This window comes from Usitatibacter palustris, assembly GCF_013003985.1.
GTDB classification, from domain to species: domain Bacteria; phylum Pseudomonadota; class Gammaproteobacteria; order Burkholderiales; family Usitatibacteraceae; genus Usitatibacter; species Usitatibacter palustris.
The window spans coordinates 2,235,863-2,253,944 of sequence record NZ_CP053073.1; the positions used below are offsets into that span (position 1 = coordinate 2,235,863).

Here is an 18,082-nt window from a genome sequence, read left to right on the forward strand (position 1 = left end):
GGCGCCGCCGCGCGCAATGCGTTCAGGGCCTCTGCCCTTCGCCTGGAGAACGCGCCATGACCCGCTCCCTGTGCACCGCCTTGCTCGCCTTTGCCATTCTTCCCGCCTGTGCCCCGATCACCACGAACACCGGAGGTGGCGGCGCGGGCGTTGCCAGTGGCACGTACTACTGCTGGAAGAGCCGCTATTACGAGGACAGCGGCAAGTTGATGTGCAACTGGACCGATTCGCTGAAGGCCGCGTGCGAGCTGAGCACGCATCGCTCGATTCCCGCGGCGCAGATCGCGACAGGCCCGACGGCCGGCAAGAAGTGCGCGAACGGCGAAGCGCTGGTCGAGGTCACCGTGAAGTGACGGGGCTCACCGTGACGGGCAGCGCGTTGAGTGCCGCGTTGCCCGACACGGGGTCGAGGGCGGTTTCGTCGGCGACGTCGTTGTAGCTCGCACCCGCCAGCGCGGTGGCGGTCGCGAGGCGCACGCCTTCGCGCGCCTGGCCGAAGCCGTGTGGGAGGCAGACGACACCGGGCATCACGCGGTCGCACACCTTGGCGGTGACTTGAATGCAGCCCACGCGCGAGGCGAGCGTCACTTCGTTTCCATCGACGATCCCGCGCTTGGCTGCATCGTCCGGATGGATCCACAGCTGGTCGCGCCGCGGACCCTTCGTGAGGCGGTGCGCGTTGTGCATCCACGAATTGTTGCTGCGCAGGTGGCGGCGGCCGACGAGGCGCAGTTCGCTCGTTGCCGCGGCGTCGATGATTTCGCGACGCACGCGCGCGAGGTCCGCGACGAATGCCTCCGGAGCGCAGGCGATCTTCTTGTCGGGCGTCTCCAGGCGTTCGAGGAGCGAAGGTGCCAGCGCGCCGAGGTCCACGCCATGCGGCGCGGCCTGCAGTGCCGCGATCGAAAGCGTCTTTCCGTAAGGTCCCGCACGCAACGCGCCATCGAGCACGACCGACGGCGCGGGCATCGCCTTGAAGGCCGTGCCCGTTGCCTTCGCGTAGGCGGCACCAAGACCGTTGTAGATCTCCCAGTCGTACAAGGCACCCTCGGGCTTCGCGAACACCGGGGCGTTGAGGCGTGCGACGTTGCGGATCGCGAGCGCGTTGAAGACGACGTCGTAGTTCTCGTGCGAGAGCATCGAGGCCGGCGGCAGGATCACGTCGGCATGGCGCGTGGTTTCGTTCACGTAGATGTCGATCGCCGCCATGAACTCGAGGGAATCGAGCGCGCGATCGACGCGCCTGCCGTTGGGCGTGGAGGAGACCGGGTTGCCGGCGATGGTGAGCATCGCGCGGATGCGGCCCTCGCCCGCCGTGTCGATTTCCTCGGACATTGCCGCGACCGGCAACTCGCCGCTGAAGACCGGGTGCTGCGAGACGCGGCTCTTGAAGCTTCCCGGTCCGCCAGGGCGCGTGCCGGGACCAGTGAGCGCAACCGCGGGAAGCGTCGGCATTGCGCCACCGACGCGATCCAGATTGCCCGTGATGAGATTCAGGATCTGGATGAGCCATTGGCACGTCGTGCCGAAGGGCTGCGTCGACAAACCGATGCGGCCGTAGGCAACCGCGCTCGGTGCACTGTGAATCTCGGAGGCAATCGTCCGAATGGCTTCGACGGGGATGCCGGTGGGCGCCGCGGCACCTTCGACACCGAATGCGCGAATCGCTTCGAGCGCGGTATCGAGTCCCGAAAGCTGATCGCCGTAGCGCTCGACGCGCGGCGGCCCGAGCTCGAGCACCGCGTTCACGAGCGCGATGAGAAACGCCGCGTCGGTACCGGGCTTGATGAAGTGGTGGCGTGTCGCGACTTCCGCCGTCTCGGTGCGCACCGGATCGATCACGACGACCTTGCCGCCGCGATCCCCCACCGCCTTCAGGCGCTTGGCGACATCGGGCGCGCTCATGAGGCTGCCGTTGGATGCGAGCGGGTTCGCGCCGAGGATCAACCAGTACGCCGTGTGGTCGATGTCCGGAATCGGCAGCATGAAGTAGTGCCCGTACATCGCGTACGCCACCACGTGATGCGGCAGCTGGTCGACGGACGTGGCCGAGAAACGGTTGCGCGTCTGCAGCGCGCGGATCATCGCCGGCGCATGCAGGATGCTGCCGACGTGATGCGCGTTCGGATTGCCGAGGTAGATTCCCAGCGCATTCGCGCCGTGTTCGCGCTGGATCGCCGCGAAACGCGTGGCCACGAGCTCGAACGCTTCATCCCAACCGATAGGGACCCACTGGTCGCCTTCGCGCCGGACTGGTTCCGTCAGGCGGTCCGGATCGTGGTGGACATCGATGAGCGCGACCGCTTTGGGGCAGATGTGTCCGCGGCTGAAGGTATCCTGCACATCGCCGCGCACGCCGACGACCTGGTCACCCCGCGTGCGGATCTCGAGGCCACAGAGCGCCTCGCACAAGTGGCATGCGCGATGGGTAACGCGGTCCTGCGGAGATGAGCCGTCCATGCGCGTAGCATGCCACGCCGCGACGCCCTAGAGCCTGCAGTTCGCTTTCGTCAGCTCAACTTCCATCAAGCGCTCGCCATTGACCGCGCGATACTCGTAGAGCATGTTCACGTTGTGCCTGACGATGAACTTCGCGTACTCGTGTTCGCAACCTCTGGCACGGATCCTTTCCTTGACCGCGGCCAAATCGGCGCTCGGGTTCAGATCCCGCAGCGTAGGTACGTTCAGGATCGTGTACTCGTAGACCATTTGATTGGCCGATCCCTGGCGCACGCCGTCGAGCCGGGTGTTCGCATCGACCATCGTTCCGACCTTCTCCCGGGCAGCCTCGACCATCCTGGGAAGGCGGGACTCAATCGAAGCATCCTTCCCGAGATAAGCGTCAGCGAAGCTCCTCAGCAGGTGATCCCCGAAGAAGAACACTCCCGCAACAATCACCAGGATGGGCGTGCCCCAGATCAGCACATTCCTCGCTAGAGGCCGCATTTCGCCTTCGTGAGGTCCACGTCCATCAAGTACTCGCCATTGACCGCCTTGTACTCGTAGAGAACGTCGATCTCATGGTTGAGGATCGTCTGGATTCCCTTGATCGCGCAGGCCTGCGTGCGGATCTTTTGCTTCACAGTCGCAAGGTCCACGCCGGGGTCGAGATCCTTCGGGGTCTCCACGTTCAGGATCGTGAACTCATAGACGAGTCGTTTGCCAGGGCCATGGCGCGCACTGTCGAGCCGGGTCACTTCATCGACCTTCGTGCCGGCCTTGGATTTGACCGCTTCGACCATCCTCGGAAGCTCGTTCTCCGGAGACCCGCGCCCGAAGAGCTTTCCCACGACGGCCTTGCCGATGAAGCCACCGAGAATGATGGCGAGGATGGTGGCGCCCCAGACGACGACCCTGTTCACGCGCGGCAGGCCGCTTCGACGTCCTTCAACTTCTTGGGAACACCGGTCGAGAGTTCTTCGCAGCCCTTCTTGGTGACGAGCACGTCATCCTCGATCCGGACGCCGATGTTGTTGAACGCCTTCGGGACATTCGCGGCGGGCCGGATGTAGAGGCCGGGCTCGACGGTCAACACCATGCCGGGCTCGAACTTGCGGTACTTCCCCTTGCGCAGGTACTCGCCCGCGTCGTGGACATCGAGCCCCAGCCAGTGGCCGGCCTTGTGCATGTAGAACTGCTCGTAGGTCTTCTTCTCGAGCACCTCGTCGACGCTGCCCTTGCAGAGCTTCAAGTCGATCAGGCCGCGGACCAGTTCCTTCTTCGCGACCTCGTGGTACGTGTCGAAGACGACGCCGGGCTTGATCGCGGCGATCGCGGCCTTCTGCGCGGCGTAGACGACTTCATAGACATCGCGCTGCGCCGGCGAGAATTTCCCGCCGATCGGGAAGGTGCGCGTGATGTCGGAGGCGTAGCTGCCGAGCTCGCAGCCCGCGTCGATCAGCAGCAGCTCGCCCTTCTTCAGCGGGCCGTCGTTGGAGCGGTAGTGGAGGCAGCAGGCGTTCGCGCCTGCGCCTACGATCGAGCCGTAGGCCGAGCCTGCGCCGTGGCGACCGAACTCGTGGGCCAGGCCGGCCGCGATCTCGTATTCGAACTTCGCCGTCTGCGCTTCGCGCATCGCACGGACATGCGCTGCGCTCGAGATGTCCGCGGCGCGCTTCATGATCTTCACTTCCTCGGCGTCCTTGAAGAGGCGCATCTCGCCCACGCGGGCGCGGATGTCGTGCACCTCCATGGGCGCGTTGATGCCGGTGCGCACGAGGCCGCGCACGCGCGTGAGCCAGTTGGCGACGCGCGCATCCCAGGCCGGATGAACCGCCATGGGCGTGTGCAGAACATCTGAGTTGATGAGGAGCTCGGGCACGCGTTCGTCAATCTCGTCGATCGAATAGGCCTCGTCGAAGCCGAACTCGGTCTTCGCGGCCTTCGGCCCGTAGCGGAAGCCGTCCCAGATCTCGCGCTCGACGTTCTTGTCGCGGCAGAAGAGGATCTGGCGCGGCTTCTTGCCCGGAACGATCACCAGCACCGCGTCGGGCTCCTTGAAGCCGGTGAGGTAATAGAAGGTGCTGTCCCAGCGGAACTCGTAGTACTGGTTGGCGTTGCGCGCCATCTCGGGCGACGTGGGAACGATGATCACGCCTTCGGAAATGGACTCGGCGAGGCGCGAACGGCGATTGCGGTAGATGTTCATGGCGTGGGCAGGACTTTCTCGAGGTCTTGGCGGGTTTCTTCGATGTGGGCGCGGGTGAGGCGCTCGGCCTCTTTCGCCTTGCCGGCGGCCCAGGCGGCGAACAGGGCCTTGTGCTCTTTCGACGCACGCTTCGCGCGGCCCGCAGGCATGAGATGGACCGCGACGTAGCGGCGCGAGAGCGTGTGGAGACGCAAGAGCACGTCGGCCGCGACCGGCTGCAGGCGCGGCACGATGAGGGACAAATGGAATGCGCAGTTGAGATCGCCGACGGCGTGCAGGTCGTCACCGGCGAGCGCGTCGCCGAGCACGGTGAGTGCGCGGGCCGCGGCTTCGCGGTCCCCTGCTTCCGCGCGCCTCGATGCTTCGGCTACCGCGACGGGCTCGACCAACATCCGCAACCGGAACACTTCCTCTACTTCCGCTGCAACGAGCGGGCGAACCTGGAAGCCGCGATGGGCGTAGATATCGACGAGGCCCTCGGCGCGCAGTTGCACGAGCGCCTCCCGCACGGGAATCTTGCTCACGCCGAATTCTGCCGCGATGCCGTCCTGCAGGAGCGGCGAGCCGGGCGCGTATGCACCCGTAAGGATGCGGTCGCGGATCATCGCGGTGATCTGCCCGCTCATCGTGCGTTCGAGTCGCGTGCTCATGTGATGCCCCAGCAGTACGGATCGCGCTCGTCGAGGATCAGGTTCGCTTCGCCGTTCACCCACGCAGAGCCCGTGATAGTGGGAATGATCTTGTCGCCCGCGCGACGGTATTTGCCGCGGAAGATGCTGCCGATGAGGCTCTCCTGCACCCACTCCGCACCTTCGGCGAGCTTTCCATCCGCGGCGAGGCACGCGAGCTTGGCACTCGTGCCCGTGCCGCAGGGCGAGCGGTCGTAGGCCTTGCCGGGACAAAGCACGAAGTTGCGCGCGTTGGCTCCGGGCATCGTGGCAGGACCGAAAAGTTCGACGTGATCGACCTTCGGGAAGCCCTGCTCGTTCGCGGCCTGGCGCGCGCGCCACGAGAAGTCGGTGAGACGATCCACGTTCGCCAGATCGATGTCCTGGCCATGCTCGCCGATGAGCAGGAACCAGTTTCCACCCCACGCGATGTCGCCCTTGACCTTGCCGAGACCCGGGACTTCGAAGGTCTTCGTGTCGGCACGGTAGCTCGGCACGTTCTCGACACTCACACTGCCGTCCGCGTGCAGCGTCGCGGTGACGACACCCACCGGTGTTTCGATACGGTGCTCACCCGGGCCGATGCGCTTCATGTGCGCGAGTGTTGCGACCAGGCCAATCGTGCCGTGGCCGCACATGCCCAGGTACCCGGCGTTGTTGAAGTAGATGACGCCCGCGGCGCAGGTCTTGTCCACGGGCTCGGTGAGGAGTGCCCCGACGACGACGTCCGAGGCGCGCGGCTCGTTTGCCACGGCCCGGCGATAGCGATCGTGCTTCGCGCGGAAGACTTCCACGCGTTCCTTGAGGCTGCCCGTGCCCAGATCCGGCCCGCCTTCGACGACGACGCGCGTGGGCTCGCCGCCCGTGTGCGAATCGATGACGCGCAGCGTGTTCATATCGGCCGGGTCTTCGCTGCTTGTTCGACCATCGCGGTCACCTGCTTGCGGCGCTCGCCGGCAAGCGGCAGGCGCGGCGGGCGAACACGCTCGGAGCCGCGGCCCATGATCTGCTCGGAGAGCTTGATCGACTGCACGAGGTCGTGTTCCGCATCGAGGTGCAGGAGCGGCATGAACCAGCGGTAGATCTTGCGGGCCTTGTCGAGGTCGCCGGCCTTGAGCGCGTCGTAGAACGCGATCGATTCCACCGGGAATGCATTCGTGAGGCCGGAGACCCAACCGCGGGCACCCAGGAGCAGGCCTTCGAAGGCGACGTCGTCGAGGCCCGCGAAGAGCACGAAGCGATCGCCGAACGTGTTGTAAAGATCGGTGAAGCGGCGCGGATCGGGCGCGGATTCCTTGACGGCCACGATGTTGGGCTGGTCGGCGAGACGGGAAAGCGTGCCCGCGTCGATGTTCACTCGATAAGCCGGAGGGTTGTTGTAGAGCATGATCGGCAGCGACGTCGCCTGCGCGACCGTGCGGAAGTGGTACTCGAGCTCCGCGGGCGTGGGGACGTAGACCATCGCGGGCAGGACCATGAGTCCCGACGCGCCGATTTTCTCGGCATCGCGCGCCCAGGCGGCCGCCGTCGGCGTGGTGAACTCCGACACGCCTGCGATCACCGGAATGCGGCCGCCGACGGCCTCGACCGCGGCGCGCAGCACCGTGCGCTTCTCCTGCGCGTCGAGCGAATTGTTCTCGCCCACCGTGCCCATCACGATCATGCCGTGCACGCCGTCATCGACGAGCGCCTTCTGGACCTTTTGCGTGGCGGGGATGTCCACCGCAAGGTTGGTGTCGAACTGCGTAGTCGCGGCGGGGAAAACCCCGGCCCAGTTGCAGGCGATCGGCGTGGTCATGGTTTTTCTTTCGGAGCGGCGTTGAATGCGTGGCGTATATCGTATACGTTAGCCAAATGGAGCGTCAAATCGGAAGTGTTGCGGTGGTCGGGGCCGGCGTCGTGGGCGCGTCGGTGGCGCTCGCGCTCGCCCGCGAGGGTCATGCGGTGCGGCTCATCGATCGCGCCGAACCCGGCACGGGAGGGGCGAGCTTCGGCAACGCGGGCCACATTGCGACGGAACTCGTCGAGCCCCTGCCCTCGCCCGCTCTTCTCACGAGTTTCTGGCGGGAGCTCTATGCGCTCGGCGGGCCACTCGATATCCGACTGGGCCACGTCGGGGCATTCCTGCCCTGGGCGCTGCGCTTCAGGCGCGCGGCTTACCGTCAGAAGCTCCACACGCCGATGCTTGCACCCCTCGTTCGTGCGGGCGCGGACACGATCGAACGCTGGCTCTCTGCGATCGGGCGCTCCGACCTCCTGAAACGCAGCGGCCATTACGAGATCTGGCTCGACGAACGCGCAGCCGAGCGTGCGAAGTCGCAAGCGGCCGCGATGACGGCGCTGGAGATTCGCACCGAGAACGCGGAGCCCGAGATCGTCGAGACCGCACGGCGGCTTGCGAATGCGTCTGCGGCCGCGGGCCTTTGGTTTCCCGATTGCGCGCACGTCCTCGATCCACTGGAAGTCGTGCGGGCATTCGTCACCGCAGCCATCGAACACGGCGCCACCTTCGAGAAGGCCACTGTGAATGCGATGCATGTGCGTGGCGAAGGCGTCGAGCTCGCCACCGACGTGGGCACAATCCGCGCCGATCGCGTCGTGATCTGCGCGGGCGCGTGGTCGGCGCCCCTGCTGACGCCGTTCGGGCTCAAGGTGCCGCTCGAAGCCGCACGCGGCTCGCATGTCGAGATCCCCGGCGCCGCCGCACTCGTCGACGCGCCCGTTCTCTATTCGAACGAGAAGATCGTCGCCACGCCGATGACGGGTCGCCTGCGGGCGACAAGTTACATGGAGTTCGCGGGGGCCGATGCGCCGCCGGATCCAAGCAAGGGCCGGCGCCTGCGCGAGCGCCTGAAGAAGCTCGGCTTCGATTGCCCCGCCGACGGACCGATGTGGACCGGCTCGCGCCCCGTGCTTCCCGATTACCTACCGGGGATCGGCCGCGTGCCCGGCGCGCCGATCTACTACTCCATCGGCCACCAGCACGTGGGCCTCACGATCGCGACACCGACCGCGGAGTTGCTGACCGACATCATGGCGGGCCGGCGCGCGGCGCGGGAGTTCGATCTGCAGCGGTTCTAGCCTCGCTGTTGTCATCCTGAGGAGCGAAGCGACGAAGGACCTGCTGTAGGGGGTTAACAGCAGATCCTTCGCACGCTCAGGAGGTCCTTCTGACCGCTTCGCTCTTTAGGATGACATTTCACGGGCGCGACACGTACGCATTTCCACGAATGTAGAACCGCAGCAGCCGCTTCGCCCAATGTCCCGCGTAATCCACGCCAATGCGCGGACGGCGAACGATGGAGATCTTCTCGGGGCCGGGATCGACGATGTGAAGGTCGCGGCTCAGCAGGTCGTGGCCGTTCAAGCGGCCATCAATCCCCATCGCCTTTGTGAGAAGACCCGGCCCCTGCGTGCGCAGCGTGACGTTGCGTACCGGCTCGAGCGCACGCAGCAGCACCGCGCTCGCATGCCCCTCCTCCTGCGTGACGACGTTCACGCACCAGTGCATTCCGTAGATCAGGTAGACGTAGGCGTGGCCCGGCGGACCGAACATCACCCGTGTGCGCGGCGTGAGGCCCTTCGAGGAATGCGCCGCGAGATCGTGCGGGCCGAGGTACGCCTCCACCTCCACGATCCGTGCAACGCGCCTCACATCCCCATCAACATGCACCAGGTGCTTGCCGAGCAGGTCGTGCGCGACCTCGATCGTGTCACGGTCGTAGAACCCCCGAAAAAGGGGACTGTCCCCTTTTCCGAAATGGGGACTGTCCCCTTTTATTTCTTTACCCAATCAAGGACTTCGGAGTACCAGAGGCGGGAGTTGCGCGGCTTGAGGACCCAGTGGTTTTCGTCGGGGAACCACACGAGGCGCGTGGGCACGCCCTGCGCGAGCAGCGTGTTGTAGTAGGCGAGGCCGTTTACATCGGGCACGCGATAGTCCTTGGTGCCGTGGAGGATGAGCGTCGGCGTGCGCATGCGGTGCGCGAACGTATGCGGGCTTTGCGCCAGGACCTTCGCCGGATCCTTCCAGTAGAGCGCGCCGAGATCCCGGGGACGCTGGATGTATGAATCGGCGCTGAAGGTCGCGACGCGATCGAACACGCCCGCGTGGCACACGTAGTTGCGATAGCGGCCGGGCGCGACGTGGCCGTTCATCCAGGCGACGAGGAAGCCGCCGTAGCTGCCGCCGCCCGCGTAGACCCGCTTGCGGTCGCACCAGCGCTGCTTCAGCAGCCAATCGGTGCCGGCTTCGATGTCGCGCAATTCGAGCTGCCCCATGCGGCCCATGATGCTGTCGGCGAACGCGTGGCCGAAGCCGCTCGAGCCGTGGTAGTTCACCGACGCGAGGACGTGCCCGCGCGACGCGAGCAAGTGCGTGTTCCAGCGATAGCCCCACGTATCGCCGGAGGCCGCGTACGGCCCACCGTGGATCACCTGCATCACAGGATGCTTGCGCTTCGCATTGAACCGCGGCGGGAAGGTGAGGAACATCTGCACCGCGTCACCGAGCGCGCCCTTCACGGTGACTTCGCGCGTCTCGCCGATTGCGACGTTCGACAGGACCTCGTAGTTGAAGCGCTCGAGTCGCTTCGCCGCTCCTGACTTCACGGCATGGATCTGAACGGGGTGGCTCGCGCAATCGATCGCGACCGTGATGATCTCGTCGCTCCCGCTGCCGGCGATATCGAAGCCTTGCACCCAGCCGCCCTGCACCGCCACTTCCGGTGCGCGCTTGCGCAGGTCCTGGCGCCACAGGTGACGGCGTCCGCGCTCCTGCGCCGTGAAGAGGATCGACGCACCGTCGCCCGACCAGCGCAGCGGCGCATCGACGTCGAGGTCGCGACCGGCGCCGGGCATGCGCCAGAGTCCGTGGTCGTTCCGGATCGCGAGGCGGTTGGGCATCGTGTGGCGGCGTCCCACGTGCGCGGCGACGCAGGCGAGGCTCGAGCCGTCCGGGCCATAACGCGGCGCGTCATAGCTCCAGCGCGGATCATCGGTGAGCGGCGTGATACGGCGCGACGCGATGTGGATCTCGGCCAATGCCAATGCGTGGTCCGCGCGCTTGCGCTCGATCGGATCGTGGACGAACGCGATGCGCCGGCCATCGGGCGAGATGTCGAAATGCGCAGCGCAGGTATCCACGCGCGGCAACTCGTAGCCCGTGCCCTCGAAGAGGTCGGTGACGCGGCCGCTCGCGAGATCGAGCATCAGCAGGTGCGGCACGCGACCCATCGGGAGATTGCGGTCCCAGTGGCGGTAGTGCGCCTCAGAGGTTACGTACGCGCTTTCCTTGCGATCCGTGAACTTCTTGTGCCGCTTCGCCTGTTCGCGCGCGCCCTTCGCATCCGGCCACACCCAGGAAACGAACACGATGCGCTTGCCGTCGGGCATCCACTTGAAGTCGTCGATGCCGGGCGCGAAGTCGCTCTTGCGCTCGGCCTCGCCACCAGCGGCCGGGATCACATAAAGCTGGGGCTCGGCATCCGTGCGTCCGTCCTGCTCGCGCTTGGCGAGGAAGGCGATGCGATCACCCTGGGGCGACCACGCGGGGTTTCCATCCTTCTCGCCGCCCGTTGTCAGGCGACGCGGCGAGCAACTCGCAGTCGGAAGCAACCAGAGCGCGGTGCGGCCCTTGTTGTCTTCCATCTTGTAGGACGTGACGGAACAAACGGCGGCGCTTCCATCGGGAGAGAGTGAGACGGCTCCGGCGCGCTCGAGGCGCCAGAGAGTTTCGATGTCGATTGGTTTTCGCATGGCCCGGATGATGCCACGCGAATCACCGTGGCTGGCCCTGCGCGACCAGTTCGCCGAGCGTTCCCGACCACAGCTCGAAGAATCCGTCCTTGCGCGAAACCTGCAGCCACGATTCCCACTTCGTGTTGCCGAGTTCCGGATTCTTCGCGGCGACATTCTCCTGCGCGATGCCGAGCTGGAGGCTGCCGCCCTTGTTCTGAGCCTTGATCGCCCGGAACTGCGCCTGCACCTTGCGCAGTTCTTCGGCCGATTCGGGCGTGAACGCGTAGATGAACCACTTGCGCCCCTTCCCGGCGGGCTTCAGGCCCATCAGCGCCGGCGACCAATCGTTCTCCTGCATCTTCAGCATCTTCTGGATGCGCGGGAATGAGCCCTCTTCCTTCGGCTTGACGTCCAGGTGCAGCACCGGAGAAGACCCGGGCGGCGGCGTGAGGCGCGAATCGGCCTGGATCGCCACCATGAACTCCGCGGGATTGGCGTCGAGGAGGTTGCCCTGCAGCGCGATGAGTTTGGGCATCGACATGAGGGGGATGCCGCTGCAGGCGGCGAGGAACAGCGGGAGGAGGAAGGCGGTCAGGGTTCGCATGCTGCAAGGTTACCCGCTGCGGCCGTGCAGTAAAGTGGCCGCATGAGCCAGGACCCGGTCCTCCTCCGCCGCCTCCTGCGCGCGAAGGACAAAATGGACGCCGCCTCCCACGAGGAGTGGCCCGTCGAACGCCTCGCGCGCGTGAGCCACGTCTCCGAGGCCCACTTCGCGCGCGCATTCAAGGAAGCGTTCGGCGCGCCGCCGCACCGCTATCTGCTCACGCGCAGGATCGAGCGCGCCAAGGCGCTGCTTCGCGATACCGAACTTTCCATCACCGAGATCGCATTCCAGACCGGCTGGTCGAGCCTGGGCACGTTCGGACGCACATTCCGGGACGTAACCGGCGAGAGCCCGGGGGCACTGCGCGACCGCGAGAAGACCGCGCTCCACGCGCTGGAACAGGTGCCCCACTGCTTCGTGAGCGCCGCCTACCGCCCGGATCTCAAGAGCGCAGTTTCGGAGAAGCGCCGCCAGGAGGCCGTCCCTAGAGTGGGGCCTCGGAAAAAACGGGAGGCCCCATGAGTCAAGGTGTTGGAGTCGTTGGCGTGTACGTGCGAGACCAGGACGAGGCGCTCGCTTTCTATGTCGAGAAGTTGGGATTTCGCGTCCACACGGACGTGAAGAACGGCGACTACCGCTGGCTCACGGTGCAGCATCCGGAGCAGCCGTCCTTCCAGCTCGGCCTGTTCAAGCCCGCGCCGCCGACCATCGACGCCGCGAGCGCGAAGCTGTTCGAGGAGTTGGTCGCCAAGGGCGCGATGCCGCCGCTCGTGCTCGTGGTCGACGATTGCCCCGCGACGTACGAGGCGATGAAGGCGCGCGGCGTGGAGTTCACGCAGGAACCCATCAAGCGGTACGGCTCGTATGACGCGAGCTTCCGGGACCCCTCGGGAAACGGGTGGAAGTTGATCGAAGCGCGGAAACCGCAGTGAGCGGCGCCCGCTACTTCTCCGACAACCCTTCCCAGGAGCATTCGATGAACTGGAGCAAATGGCTTCGACAGATCCACCGCGCAGTCGCCGTGCTGTTCACCCTCACCGTGGTCGCCAATTTCGCGGCGATGACGCAGGGCCCGCCTCCAGCGTGGATCACCTATTCGCCGCTGCTGCCGCTGCTCTTTCTCTTCCTCACCGGTTCGTACATGTTCGTGCAGCCGTATCTCGAACGCTGGCGCGCTTCGCACTGATCGCCGGGCCGGTCACACGCCCACGAACGCCGCGATCTCGCGTCGCATCCCCTCGGGCTCATCGAGCCGCATCGAGTGGCTGCTGTTCTCGAAGATCACGAGCTTCGATCCGGGAATGAGGCGATGGATCTCCTCGGAGAACTCCGGGGCGCAGATCCAGTCCTGGCGGCCGGCGAGGATCAGCGTCGGCACGCGGATGGCGCCGAGCTTCGGGCGCAGGTCGAACGAGCGCATGAAGCCGCCGGGGGCGAAGGCGCGGTTGAGCGGCTCGGGCTCGTACTTCGCGAGCGCCTGGCGCTTGAGCGACGCGGCTTCGTCGAACGTCACCGCGTAGAGCGGGCCCATCTCGTGGTGGAAGGTGGTGAGCTTCTCGGAGGTATCGATCCGGCCCGCGTAGAGATCTTCCACCCACTTCTTCTGCGCGGGCGTGCCACGAACGCCGGCGATTTCGCGCGAGCGCTCGATGATCCCCGAGTGCGCCGCGGTGACGATCAGGACGAGGTGCGAGACCGCCTGTGGATACTTGATCGCGTGCGCCATCGCCATCATGCCGCCGTAGCTCGTGCCCATCGAGACGATCGGCCCCACGCCGAGATGCTGGCGCAGCGCCTCCATGTCGTCGATGTTTTCTTCCAGCGTGTACTTCGACTTGTCGCCTTTCCCGGAGCGGCCCGAACCGCGATGGTCGAAGTAGACGATCTGCATGCGGTCCGACAGCGGCGAGAAGCCAGGGCGCAGGCCCGAGTGATCGCTGCCCGGACCGCCGTGGATCGCGAAGGCCACGGGCTTGTCTCGCAGCGTCGCGCCGTCCGCGACCAGGCCCGCGCCTTCAACGTCGAAATAGATTTCGGTGCCGCGGACCTTCGCTCGCATTGATGCCCCTGTCGCCGGATATTGGCGACATATTAAGCGGGGACGCTACTTCCTTCCCTTCTCCAGCTCCGCGGTCAACAGCTTTATCTTCGCTTCGAGAAGCAACACACGATCGGCCAGCAGGTCCTTTTCCCTCTGCAGTTGCTGCATGGCGGGGTCCCTCTCGACGAGCGTGAACACCGGCGCCGCCTTCCCGATGCCGGCGCGGCCACTCATGTCCGCAAAGGTGCCCTTGAGCGCCGCCTCCGGGCGGCTAGCTGCCTTGTCATCCATGCTTCTCAGATTCACCGGCCCCCTCGGCGCGCCCGACTGCTGTGCGATCGCCAGGCTCGCGCCGGTCAAGGTCAAGGTCAGTGCCAGTGCCGCGACGCACGGGATTTTGTTCATTGTTCGCCTCCTTTCCAAGGATGTAGCCCGCGATCGTGCCCAGGAGGCCGATGACGGGAGAGATCTGGGATTCCGAATAGCCCGCGACGACCAGGAACACCGACACGGTGACGATCAGGACGGTTCCGAACACCTTCATGACGGAGTCGGTCTTCTTTCCCGATTTGATGAGATAGCTCGCCATGGAAAGGACGATCACGCCGAAGATCAGCAGCGCAGCGCACATCGTCATGGCGTGTTCGGTGCTCCACCACTTCGTTTCGGCGCGCCCCACTGGCGGCAACACCTCCTGGTGGGTATTGACCTCGCTCAGTGCCTTGCTGTTCTCGGCCAGCTTGGCGTTCAGTTCTTTCTCGGTCATTGGATTCCCTTACTCGATCGGGGTCGGTTTCGGCCGGATCCCGGCCATGTAGCCCGTTCCAGCGAAGATCGAGTTCACGCGACGCGAGGCCGCACGGCCCGCGGGGGGAATTGCCAAGTGAACCCAGCCGCCGAACTCGTGGATGAGTTGCTCGAACCCGAGGCCGGAACGCTCTATCACCCTGCACACTTGCAGGACCGTGCCGGCGGCCGGGACGGTGAAGTCCGCCGCGAGCCCCGACATATGCGCGCTGTTGAGCGAACCGCCAATCCGTTGGTTGAGCGCCGGGGAGCGGTAGCCGCTGCTGATGACAAGCGGGCTGTCGCCGAGAAGAGCGCGTACGTCTTCGAGGAATCGCGCAAGGAGCACCAGATTGCGTTGGGTTTCGGCCGTTGGCGTGTTGTCGATCCCCAGGCGAAGCGCCGTCTGCGAGAAGACCAGTTCATCCATCGTGAAATGTTCCGTGATGCGGCGCTTGGGCATCGACCTATCCTTGAACGGGATTGATGCTCGAAGGCTGGGGCAGCCCGTATGCGGCGGGATCGAACAAGTGCCAGGCGGGTATCGCGAACGAATACGCGAGCGGTGAACCGGCGCGCGTCCCACCTCCGATGTGCATGCCGACGATCGTCATGCGATTGTCGGGACCCGGGCAGACGATCGCCGAGCCGCTGTCGCCTTCCATCGTGTTCTTGCCGGGCTCGATCTCGAAAGCCAGCAACTCCGGAAAGGTCAGGATGCGCTGCACGCGTTGGTTGCCGTCCCAGAACCAGTACTGCAGGATCGCCTGGCTGTAAATGAAGCTGTGGAACTCGGCGCGCAGTGGACCGCTTTGCGCATGCGGATTGTTCGTTGGCGAGGCGAGGATCCGGAATGGCGTGGTTGGCGGAAGGCTGCGGTAGACCGCCTCGTTGCGAATATGCGTCATCCCGGAGAGATCCAACCCTTGCACGGCGGCCGCCAGTTGGACGCGATCGTGCACTTCGGCGAACTGCACATCGAAGCTCAGGAGGCCCGGGGCATCATTAAGGTAGCCGCCGAAGGCGATGGCGTTCCCGATTGGCCAGCGGTTTCGCAGGTTCTGGACCGGAGCGCCGCCATCCGGATGCGGTGAGCCGAGCGCGCGCAGCGGACTCAGCACGTGGTGGCAGCTCATCAGGAGCAGGTGGCTACGGCCGTCGGTGTTGAGCCGCACCGCGCAGCATGCGTTTCCTTTCTCTCCCGGCCCTCCAAGCACGGCGAGTCCCGAGGGCGCGCCGGCCTGGGCACGATGGCCAAAGAACACAGTCTCGGGAATCACATCGGTCGGAACGGCAACCAGGGTGCGCTCGCGACCGCGCTGCGCATAGGCAAGGAGGCAGCGAGGGACGCGCTGCAGCGAACCTTTGTTTGTTCCACTCTTCCACTTGCGCCTTACGACGAGCAGCACGCAGGGCGATCGATCCCATTGGCGCTTGCGCTTCGTCGCCCTCACCCGCTTGTAACCGGCAGTCACCATCACGACGTTCTCAAACGCAAGCGTGATTTCCTGCCTGCGCGTCTCGACGACCTCCTGCGCGAGGCGCATCTGCTCAGCCAACTCAAGTTGCGAGAACGCCTCGAGGCCCGATAGCTGTTTCTCCTCGTCCCTGCGCAGCGAGTTGGACTCGAGCGCCCTGGACCAATCGCTTCGCCTGATGGCGCGGGTCGCCCGCGCGGGCGTCACGCGGCCGGCTTGCACAGCGCCACCAGCTTGGGATCGGCGAGTGTGGCCTGCTCCTCGTCGGTGATTCGCGAGCCGGGCTTGGCCGCGGACTTGTTCCGTTCCCGCCATCGCTCGAGCACCGCGCTTGTCCGAGGACCCCAAAAGCCATCGGCATCCCTGGCCGTCATGCACAGCCCCAGCTGCGCCTTGACGAGCGATTCGTCGCGCAACATCAGCGTGCCGCTCTGGGATGTTCCCGTCATCGCCGGCGCGGCAGCAGCGCACGTGCCTTCGAAGACCACGGTGCCGAGGGGCACCTGGATGCCCGCGCCAATCACGGTTTCCTCGGTCGTCTTGCCCTGGAGCAGCGCCGCGTACAACACGTCCTGGGCCTGCGCGGACGCGGGAGCAGGTGCGCAGGTCACGGGCACCTTGATCTTTTGCCCCACCTGGGTGACTTGCGCCGCCGTCACTGTGACGGTCAGAACGGGAGTCGATGCGACCGTGAAGGGCTTCGCCTTCTTGATCCTCTGGAGGAGCGTCGCGACGGGATCGGCCACTGGTGCAGGCTGATTTCCCGAGCCCCCGCCCTGCGCTGCCGCGATGTTGAGCGCGATGCTCGTCGACTTCGGCGGGTTCGCCGCGTCCACCACGAGCAACGACGATCCGCTGACCGCCGCGAGCTCGGCTGTCGTCGCGAGATGGATCGTGCGGTCGAAGGCCATCGGCGACGTGATCGTCAGCCCCGTCACGGTCGGCCCCTGCTGCCGGACGCTGAAAGGAGGCGTCCCGCCACCGAGGATGATCGAATACGTCGACGCCTTCCCCGCCGTCATGGACACTGACGACGGCGTAGCGGCAAGCGGAAATTGGACCTGCAGGCTGCATCCCTGGATCGCGGCGAAGTCCGCAGAAATCCCGGCCACACGACTGTTCACGGCGGACACGGCATTGGCGAGCTTGGTCAGTTCGGCGGCCAGGGCGGCCGCTTCCGCAGCGAGTGGCGTGGGCGCACCACCCGCACCGCCTTCCAGCGCTCCACTCTGCGAATAAGCCCGGAAAGCATTCGAAATGGCCGCCTCGATCCCCGCGCCAGGCGCAAAGGACGCAGACATCGCCCCCAGGCTCGCGACGACCCCCTTGACCGCATTGATGTCGGGCACCGTTTCGAGAATGGCTTTGTCCGCGGCGGCCGAGATCTGGTCGATGGCCGCGACCAATTGCGCACCCGCAAGGCGCACGTTCGTCGCTGCCTTGCGGCCGTTGACCAGCGTCTCGCGGGCCGCGGCAATGCTCGTCCTGGCGCTCTCGATCAGCTTGCCGGCGGCTATCGCGGCGGGATCGTTCTCGGCTCGCCCAGCCTTGGCGCTCTCCAATGCCGCTGCCGCACCACTTGTCTGCGCTATTGCCTCCTCCAGCTTGGCGAGGGCAACGTTGAGCGCCTCACGATCGGCCGGTGAGAGCGCGAAAGGGGCTACTGCCTTCGTGGCGCAGATCGTGGTTTCACGCGCGACCGTGTAGACAAGCTGCCGCTGGCGGCTGGTATTCCAGTTGCCGTAGGCGAGGCCGGCTCCGCCGAGCAATGCGGTGCCGACGATCGCGCTCGAATGCGCACTGGACGCGACGAGCCCGACCATCACCACGCCCAGGCCTATCAATCCATTGCTGAGTGCCCGTTCCGCGACGATTTCGCCGTCCAACGCCTTTTGGTAGGCGTCGTGCGCGCGTGCCGCGTATCGCCGCGCATAGGCCATGTCGTACTCCCCCGAGGGGTTCTCGGGGGGTTGCCATCGCGGCATGGGATTCAGTGCACAACCGGAAACTGCCAAAACCAGCAACATCGCGCCCAACGCCCGCAGGGGCGTCGAAATATTCTTATGCATTTTTGTGTACTCCCTTACTGACTTGATTCGAGAAATCGGCTGGTGCGGT

Annotated in this window: 21 protein-coding genes; 5 read left to right on the top strand and 16 right to left on the bottom strand. The window is 65.7% G+C overall.

Features of this window, described 5'->3' with window-relative positions; translation table 11 throughout:
• The first annotated feature begins 56 nt into the window (after positions 1 to 56).
• A complete protein-coding gene (locus tag DSM104440_RS10935; protein ID WP_171162525.1) occupies positions 57 to 353 on the top strand; it encodes a hypothetical protein in 297 nt (98 codons plus the stop codon).
• On the opposite strand, the gene DSM104440_RS10940 is transcribed toward DSM104440_RS10935, so the two are convergent.
• The 7 genes from DSM104440_RS10940 to DSM104440_RS10970 are packed head-to-tail and all read right to left on the bottom strand — an operon-like array spanning position 340 to position 7,114.
• Complete coding sequence (locus tag DSM104440_RS10940; protein ID WP_171162527.1) at positions 340 to 2,460, bottom strand: molybdopterin-dependent oxidoreductase; 2,121 nt, start codon at positions 2,458 to 2,460, stop codon at positions 340 to 342. The genes DSM104440_RS10935 and DSM104440_RS10940 overlap by 14 nt on opposite strands.
• A 27-nt stretch (positions 2,461 to 2,487) precedes the next feature.
• A complete protein-coding gene (locus DSM104440_RS10945; protein WP_171162529.1) occupies positions 2,488 to 2,925 on the bottom strand; it encodes a hypothetical protein in 438 nt (145 codons plus the stop codon).
• 8 nt (positions 2,926 to 2,933) lie between these two features.
• A complete protein-coding gene (locus DSM104440_RS10950; RefSeq protein WP_171162532.1) occupies positions 2,934 to 3,362 on the bottom strand; it encodes a hypothetical protein in 429 nt (142 codons plus the stop codon).
• A complete protein-coding gene (locus tag DSM104440_RS10955) occupies positions 3,359 to 4,648 on the bottom strand; it encodes an aminopeptidase P N-terminal domain-containing protein (protein ID WP_171162534.1) in 1,290 nt (429 codons plus the stop codon). Before DSM104440_RS10955 ends, DSM104440_RS10950 begins: the two co-directional genes overlap by 4 nt.
• Positions 4,645 to 5,298 (bottom strand): GntR family transcriptional regulator, encoded by a 654-nt coding sequence (locus tag DSM104440_RS10960; RefSeq protein ID WP_171162536.1) that lies wholly within the window; start codon positions 5,296 to 5,298, stop codon positions 4,645 to 4,647. The genes DSM104440_RS10955 and DSM104440_RS10960 overlap by 4 nt, the downstream gene beginning before the upstream one ends.
• Positions 5,295 to 6,212, bottom strand: coding sequence for a proline racemase family protein (locus DSM104440_RS10965; RefSeq protein WP_171162538.1), 918 nt, complete (start codon positions 6,210 to 6,212; stop codon positions 5,295 to 5,297). Before DSM104440_RS10965 ends, DSM104440_RS10960 begins: the two co-directional genes overlap by 4 nt.
• Positions 6,209 to 7,114, bottom strand: a complete 906-nt coding sequence (locus DSM104440_RS10970; protein ID WP_171162540.1) for a dihydrodipicolinate synthase family protein — start codon at positions 7,112 to 7,114, stop codon at positions 6,209 to 6,211. Before DSM104440_RS10970 ends, DSM104440_RS10965 begins: the two co-directional genes overlap by 4 nt.
• Positions 7,115 to 7,170: 56 nt before the next feature.
• Between DSM104440_RS10970 and DSM104440_RS10975 the strand changes: the two genes are divergently transcribed.
• A complete protein-coding gene (locus tag DSM104440_RS10975) occupies positions 7,171 to 8,397 on the top strand; it encodes an NAD(P)/FAD-dependent oxidoreductase (protein WP_171162542.1) in 1,227 nt (408 codons plus the stop codon).
• A gap of 118 nt (positions 8,398 to 8,515) precedes the next feature.
• On the opposite strand, the gene DSM104440_RS10980 is transcribed toward DSM104440_RS10975, so the two are convergent.
• From DSM104440_RS10980 to DSM104440_RS10990, 3 genes are all read right to left on the bottom strand, one after another.
• On the bottom strand, positions 8,516 to 8,989 hold the full coding sequence (locus DSM104440_RS10980) for a DNA-3-methyladenine glycosylase (protein ID WP_246212153.1): 474 nt from the start codon (positions 8,987 to 8,989) through the stop codon (positions 8,516 to 8,518).
• 104 nt (positions 8,990 to 9,093) lie between these two features.
• Entirely contained in the window at positions 9,094 to 11,073 is a 1,980-nt protein-coding gene (locus tag DSM104440_RS10985) for a dipeptidyl-peptidase 5 (RefSeq protein ID WP_171162544.1), read from the bottom strand.
• A gap of 22 nt (positions 11,074 to 11,095) precedes the next feature.
• Entirely contained in the window at positions 11,096 to 11,659 is a 564-nt protein-coding gene (locus tag DSM104440_RS10990) for a hypothetical protein (RefSeq protein WP_171162547.1), read from the bottom strand.
• 93 nt (positions 11,660 to 11,752) lie between these two features.
• Here DSM104440_RS10990 and DSM104440_RS10995 point away from each other — a divergent pair, with 93 nt between their 5' ends.
• The 3 genes from DSM104440_RS10995 to DSM104440_RS11005 are packed head-to-tail and all read left to right on the top strand — an operon-like array spanning position 11,753 to position 12,845.
• Positions 11,753 to 12,181, top strand: coding sequence for a helix-turn-helix transcriptional regulator (locus tag DSM104440_RS10995; RefSeq protein ID WP_212758041.1), 429 nt, complete (start codon positions 11,753 to 11,755; stop codon positions 12,179 to 12,181).
• Positions 12,182 to 12,204: 23 nt separating this feature from the next.
• Positions 12,205 to 12,591 carry a VOC family protein gene (locus tag DSM104440_RS11000; protein WP_212758042.1) on the top strand — a complete coding sequence of 129 codons (387 nt, stop codon included), beginning with the start codon at positions 12,205 to 12,207 and terminating at the stop codon, positions 12,589 to 12,591.
• The gene (locus DSM104440_RS11005; protein ID WP_212758043.1) at positions 12,588 to 12,845 is read left to right on the top strand and encodes a hypothetical protein; all 258 of its coding nucleotides are present in this window, start codon (positions 12,588 to 12,590) and stop codon (positions 12,843 to 12,845) included. The genes DSM104440_RS11000 and DSM104440_RS11005 overlap by 4 nt, the downstream gene beginning before the upstream one ends.
• A 12-nt stretch (positions 12,846 to 12,857) precedes the next feature.
• Here DSM104440_RS11005 and DSM104440_RS11010 read toward each other — a convergent pair whose 3' ends face one another.
• Genes DSM104440_RS11010 through DSM104440_RS11035 form a run of 6 tightly spaced genes read right to left on the bottom strand, consistent with a single transcriptional unit; the run spans position 12,858 to position 18,033 of the window.
• Positions 12,858 to 13,718 (bottom strand): alpha/beta fold hydrolase, encoded by an 861-nt coding sequence (locus DSM104440_RS11010; RefSeq protein WP_171162553.1) that lies wholly within the window; start codon positions 13,716 to 13,718, stop codon positions 12,858 to 12,860.
• 45 nt (positions 13,719 to 13,763) lie between these two features.
• Entirely contained in the window at positions 13,764 to 13,991 is a 228-nt protein-coding gene (locus tag DSM104440_RS11015) for a hypothetical protein (protein ID WP_171162555.1), read from the bottom strand.
• Positions 13,984 to 14,466: a hypothetical protein gene (locus DSM104440_RS11020; RefSeq protein ID WP_171162557.1), complete on the bottom strand. Its 483-nt coding sequence runs from the start codon at positions 14,464 to 14,466 to the stop codon at positions 13,984 to 13,986. Before DSM104440_RS11020 ends, DSM104440_RS11015 begins: the two co-directional genes overlap by 8 nt.
• Positions 14,467 to 14,475: 9 nt before the next feature.
• Complete coding sequence (locus DSM104440_RS11025) at positions 14,476 to 14,949, bottom strand: D-Ala-D-Ala carboxypeptidase family metallohydrolase (RefSeq protein WP_171162559.1); 474 nt, start codon at positions 14,947 to 14,949, stop codon at positions 14,476 to 14,478.
• Positions 14,950 to 14,953: 4 nt separating this feature from the next.
• The gene (locus tag DSM104440_RS11030; RefSeq protein ID WP_171162561.1) at positions 14,954 to 16,186 is read right to left on the bottom strand and encodes a hypothetical protein; all 1,233 of its coding nucleotides are present in this window, start codon (positions 16,184 to 16,186) and stop codon (positions 14,954 to 14,956) included.
• On the bottom strand, positions 16,168 to 18,033 hold the full coding sequence (locus DSM104440_RS11035) for a hypothetical protein (RefSeq protein ID WP_171162563.1): 1,866 nt from the start codon (positions 18,031 to 18,033) through the stop codon (positions 16,168 to 16,170). The genes DSM104440_RS11030 and DSM104440_RS11035 overlap by 19 nt, the downstream gene beginning before the upstream one ends.
• Between the last annotated feature and the right edge of the window lie 49 nt (positions 18,034 to 18,082).

What these genes read in the sequence shown, in the direction of transcription:
- DSM104440_RS10985 (WP_171162544.1), bottom strand. Translation starts at nt 11,073, where the DNA reads ATGCGAAAACCAATCGACATCGAAACTCTCTGGCGCCTCGAGCGCGCC.
- DSM104440_RS10975 (WP_171162542.1), top strand. Translation starts at nt 7,171, where the DNA reads ATGGAGCGTCAAATCGGAAGTGTTGCGGTGGTCGGGGCCGGCGTCGTG.
- DSM104440_RS10960 (WP_171162536.1), bottom strand. Translation starts at nt 5,298, where the DNA reads ATGAGCACGCGACTCGAACGCACGATGAGCGGGCAGATCACCGCGATG.
- DSM104440_RS10995 (WP_212758041.1), top strand. Translation starts at nt 11,753, where the DNA reads ATGGACGCCGCCTCCCACGAGGAGTGGCCCGTCGAACGCCTCGCGCGC.
- DSM104440_RS11010 (WP_171162553.1), bottom strand. Translation starts at nt 13,718, where the DNA reads ATGCGAGCGAAGGTCCGCGGCACCGAAATCTATTTCGACGTTGAAGGC.
- DSM104440_RS10935 (WP_171162525.1), top strand. Translation starts at nt 57, where the DNA reads ATGACCCGCTCCCTGTGCACCGCCTTGCTCGCCTTTGCCATTCTTCCC.
- DSM104440_RS10955 (WP_171162534.1), bottom strand. Translation starts at nt 4,648, where the DNA reads ATGAACATCTACCGCAATCGCCGTTCGCGCCTCGCCGAGTCCATTTCC.
- DSM104440_RS11035 (WP_171162563.1), bottom strand. Translation starts at nt 18,033, where the DNA reads ATGCATAAGAATATTTCGACGCCCCTGCGGGCGTTGGGCGCGATGTTG.
- DSM104440_RS11020 (WP_171162557.1), bottom strand. Translation starts at nt 14,466, where the DNA reads ATGACCGAGAAAGAACTGAACGCCAAGCTGGCCGAGAACAGCAAGGCA.
- DSM104440_RS10990 (WP_171162547.1), bottom strand. Translation starts at nt 11,659, where the DNA reads ATGCGAACCCTGACCGCCTTCCTCCTCCCGCTGTTCCTCGCCGCCTGC.
- DSM104440_RS10965 (WP_171162538.1), bottom strand. Translation starts at nt 6,212, where the DNA reads ATGAACACGCTGCGCGTCATCGATTCGCACACGGGCGGCGAGCCCACG.
- DSM104440_RS10940 (WP_171162527.1), bottom strand. Translation starts at nt 2,460, where the DNA reads ATGGACGGCTCATCTCCGCAGGACCGCGTTACCCATCGCGCATGCCAC.
- DSM104440_RS10970 (WP_171162540.1), bottom strand. Translation starts at nt 7,114, where the DNA reads ATGACCACGCCGATCGCCTGCAACTGGGCCGGGGTTTTCCCCGCCGCG.
- DSM104440_RS11025 (WP_171162559.1), bottom strand. Translation starts at nt 14,949, where the DNA reads ATGCCCAAGCGCCGCATCACGGAACATTTCACGATGGATGAACTGGTC.
- DSM104440_RS11015 (WP_171162555.1), bottom strand. Translation starts at nt 13,991, where the DNA reads ATGGATGACAAGGCAGCTAGCCGCCCGGAGGCGGCGCTCAAGGGCACC.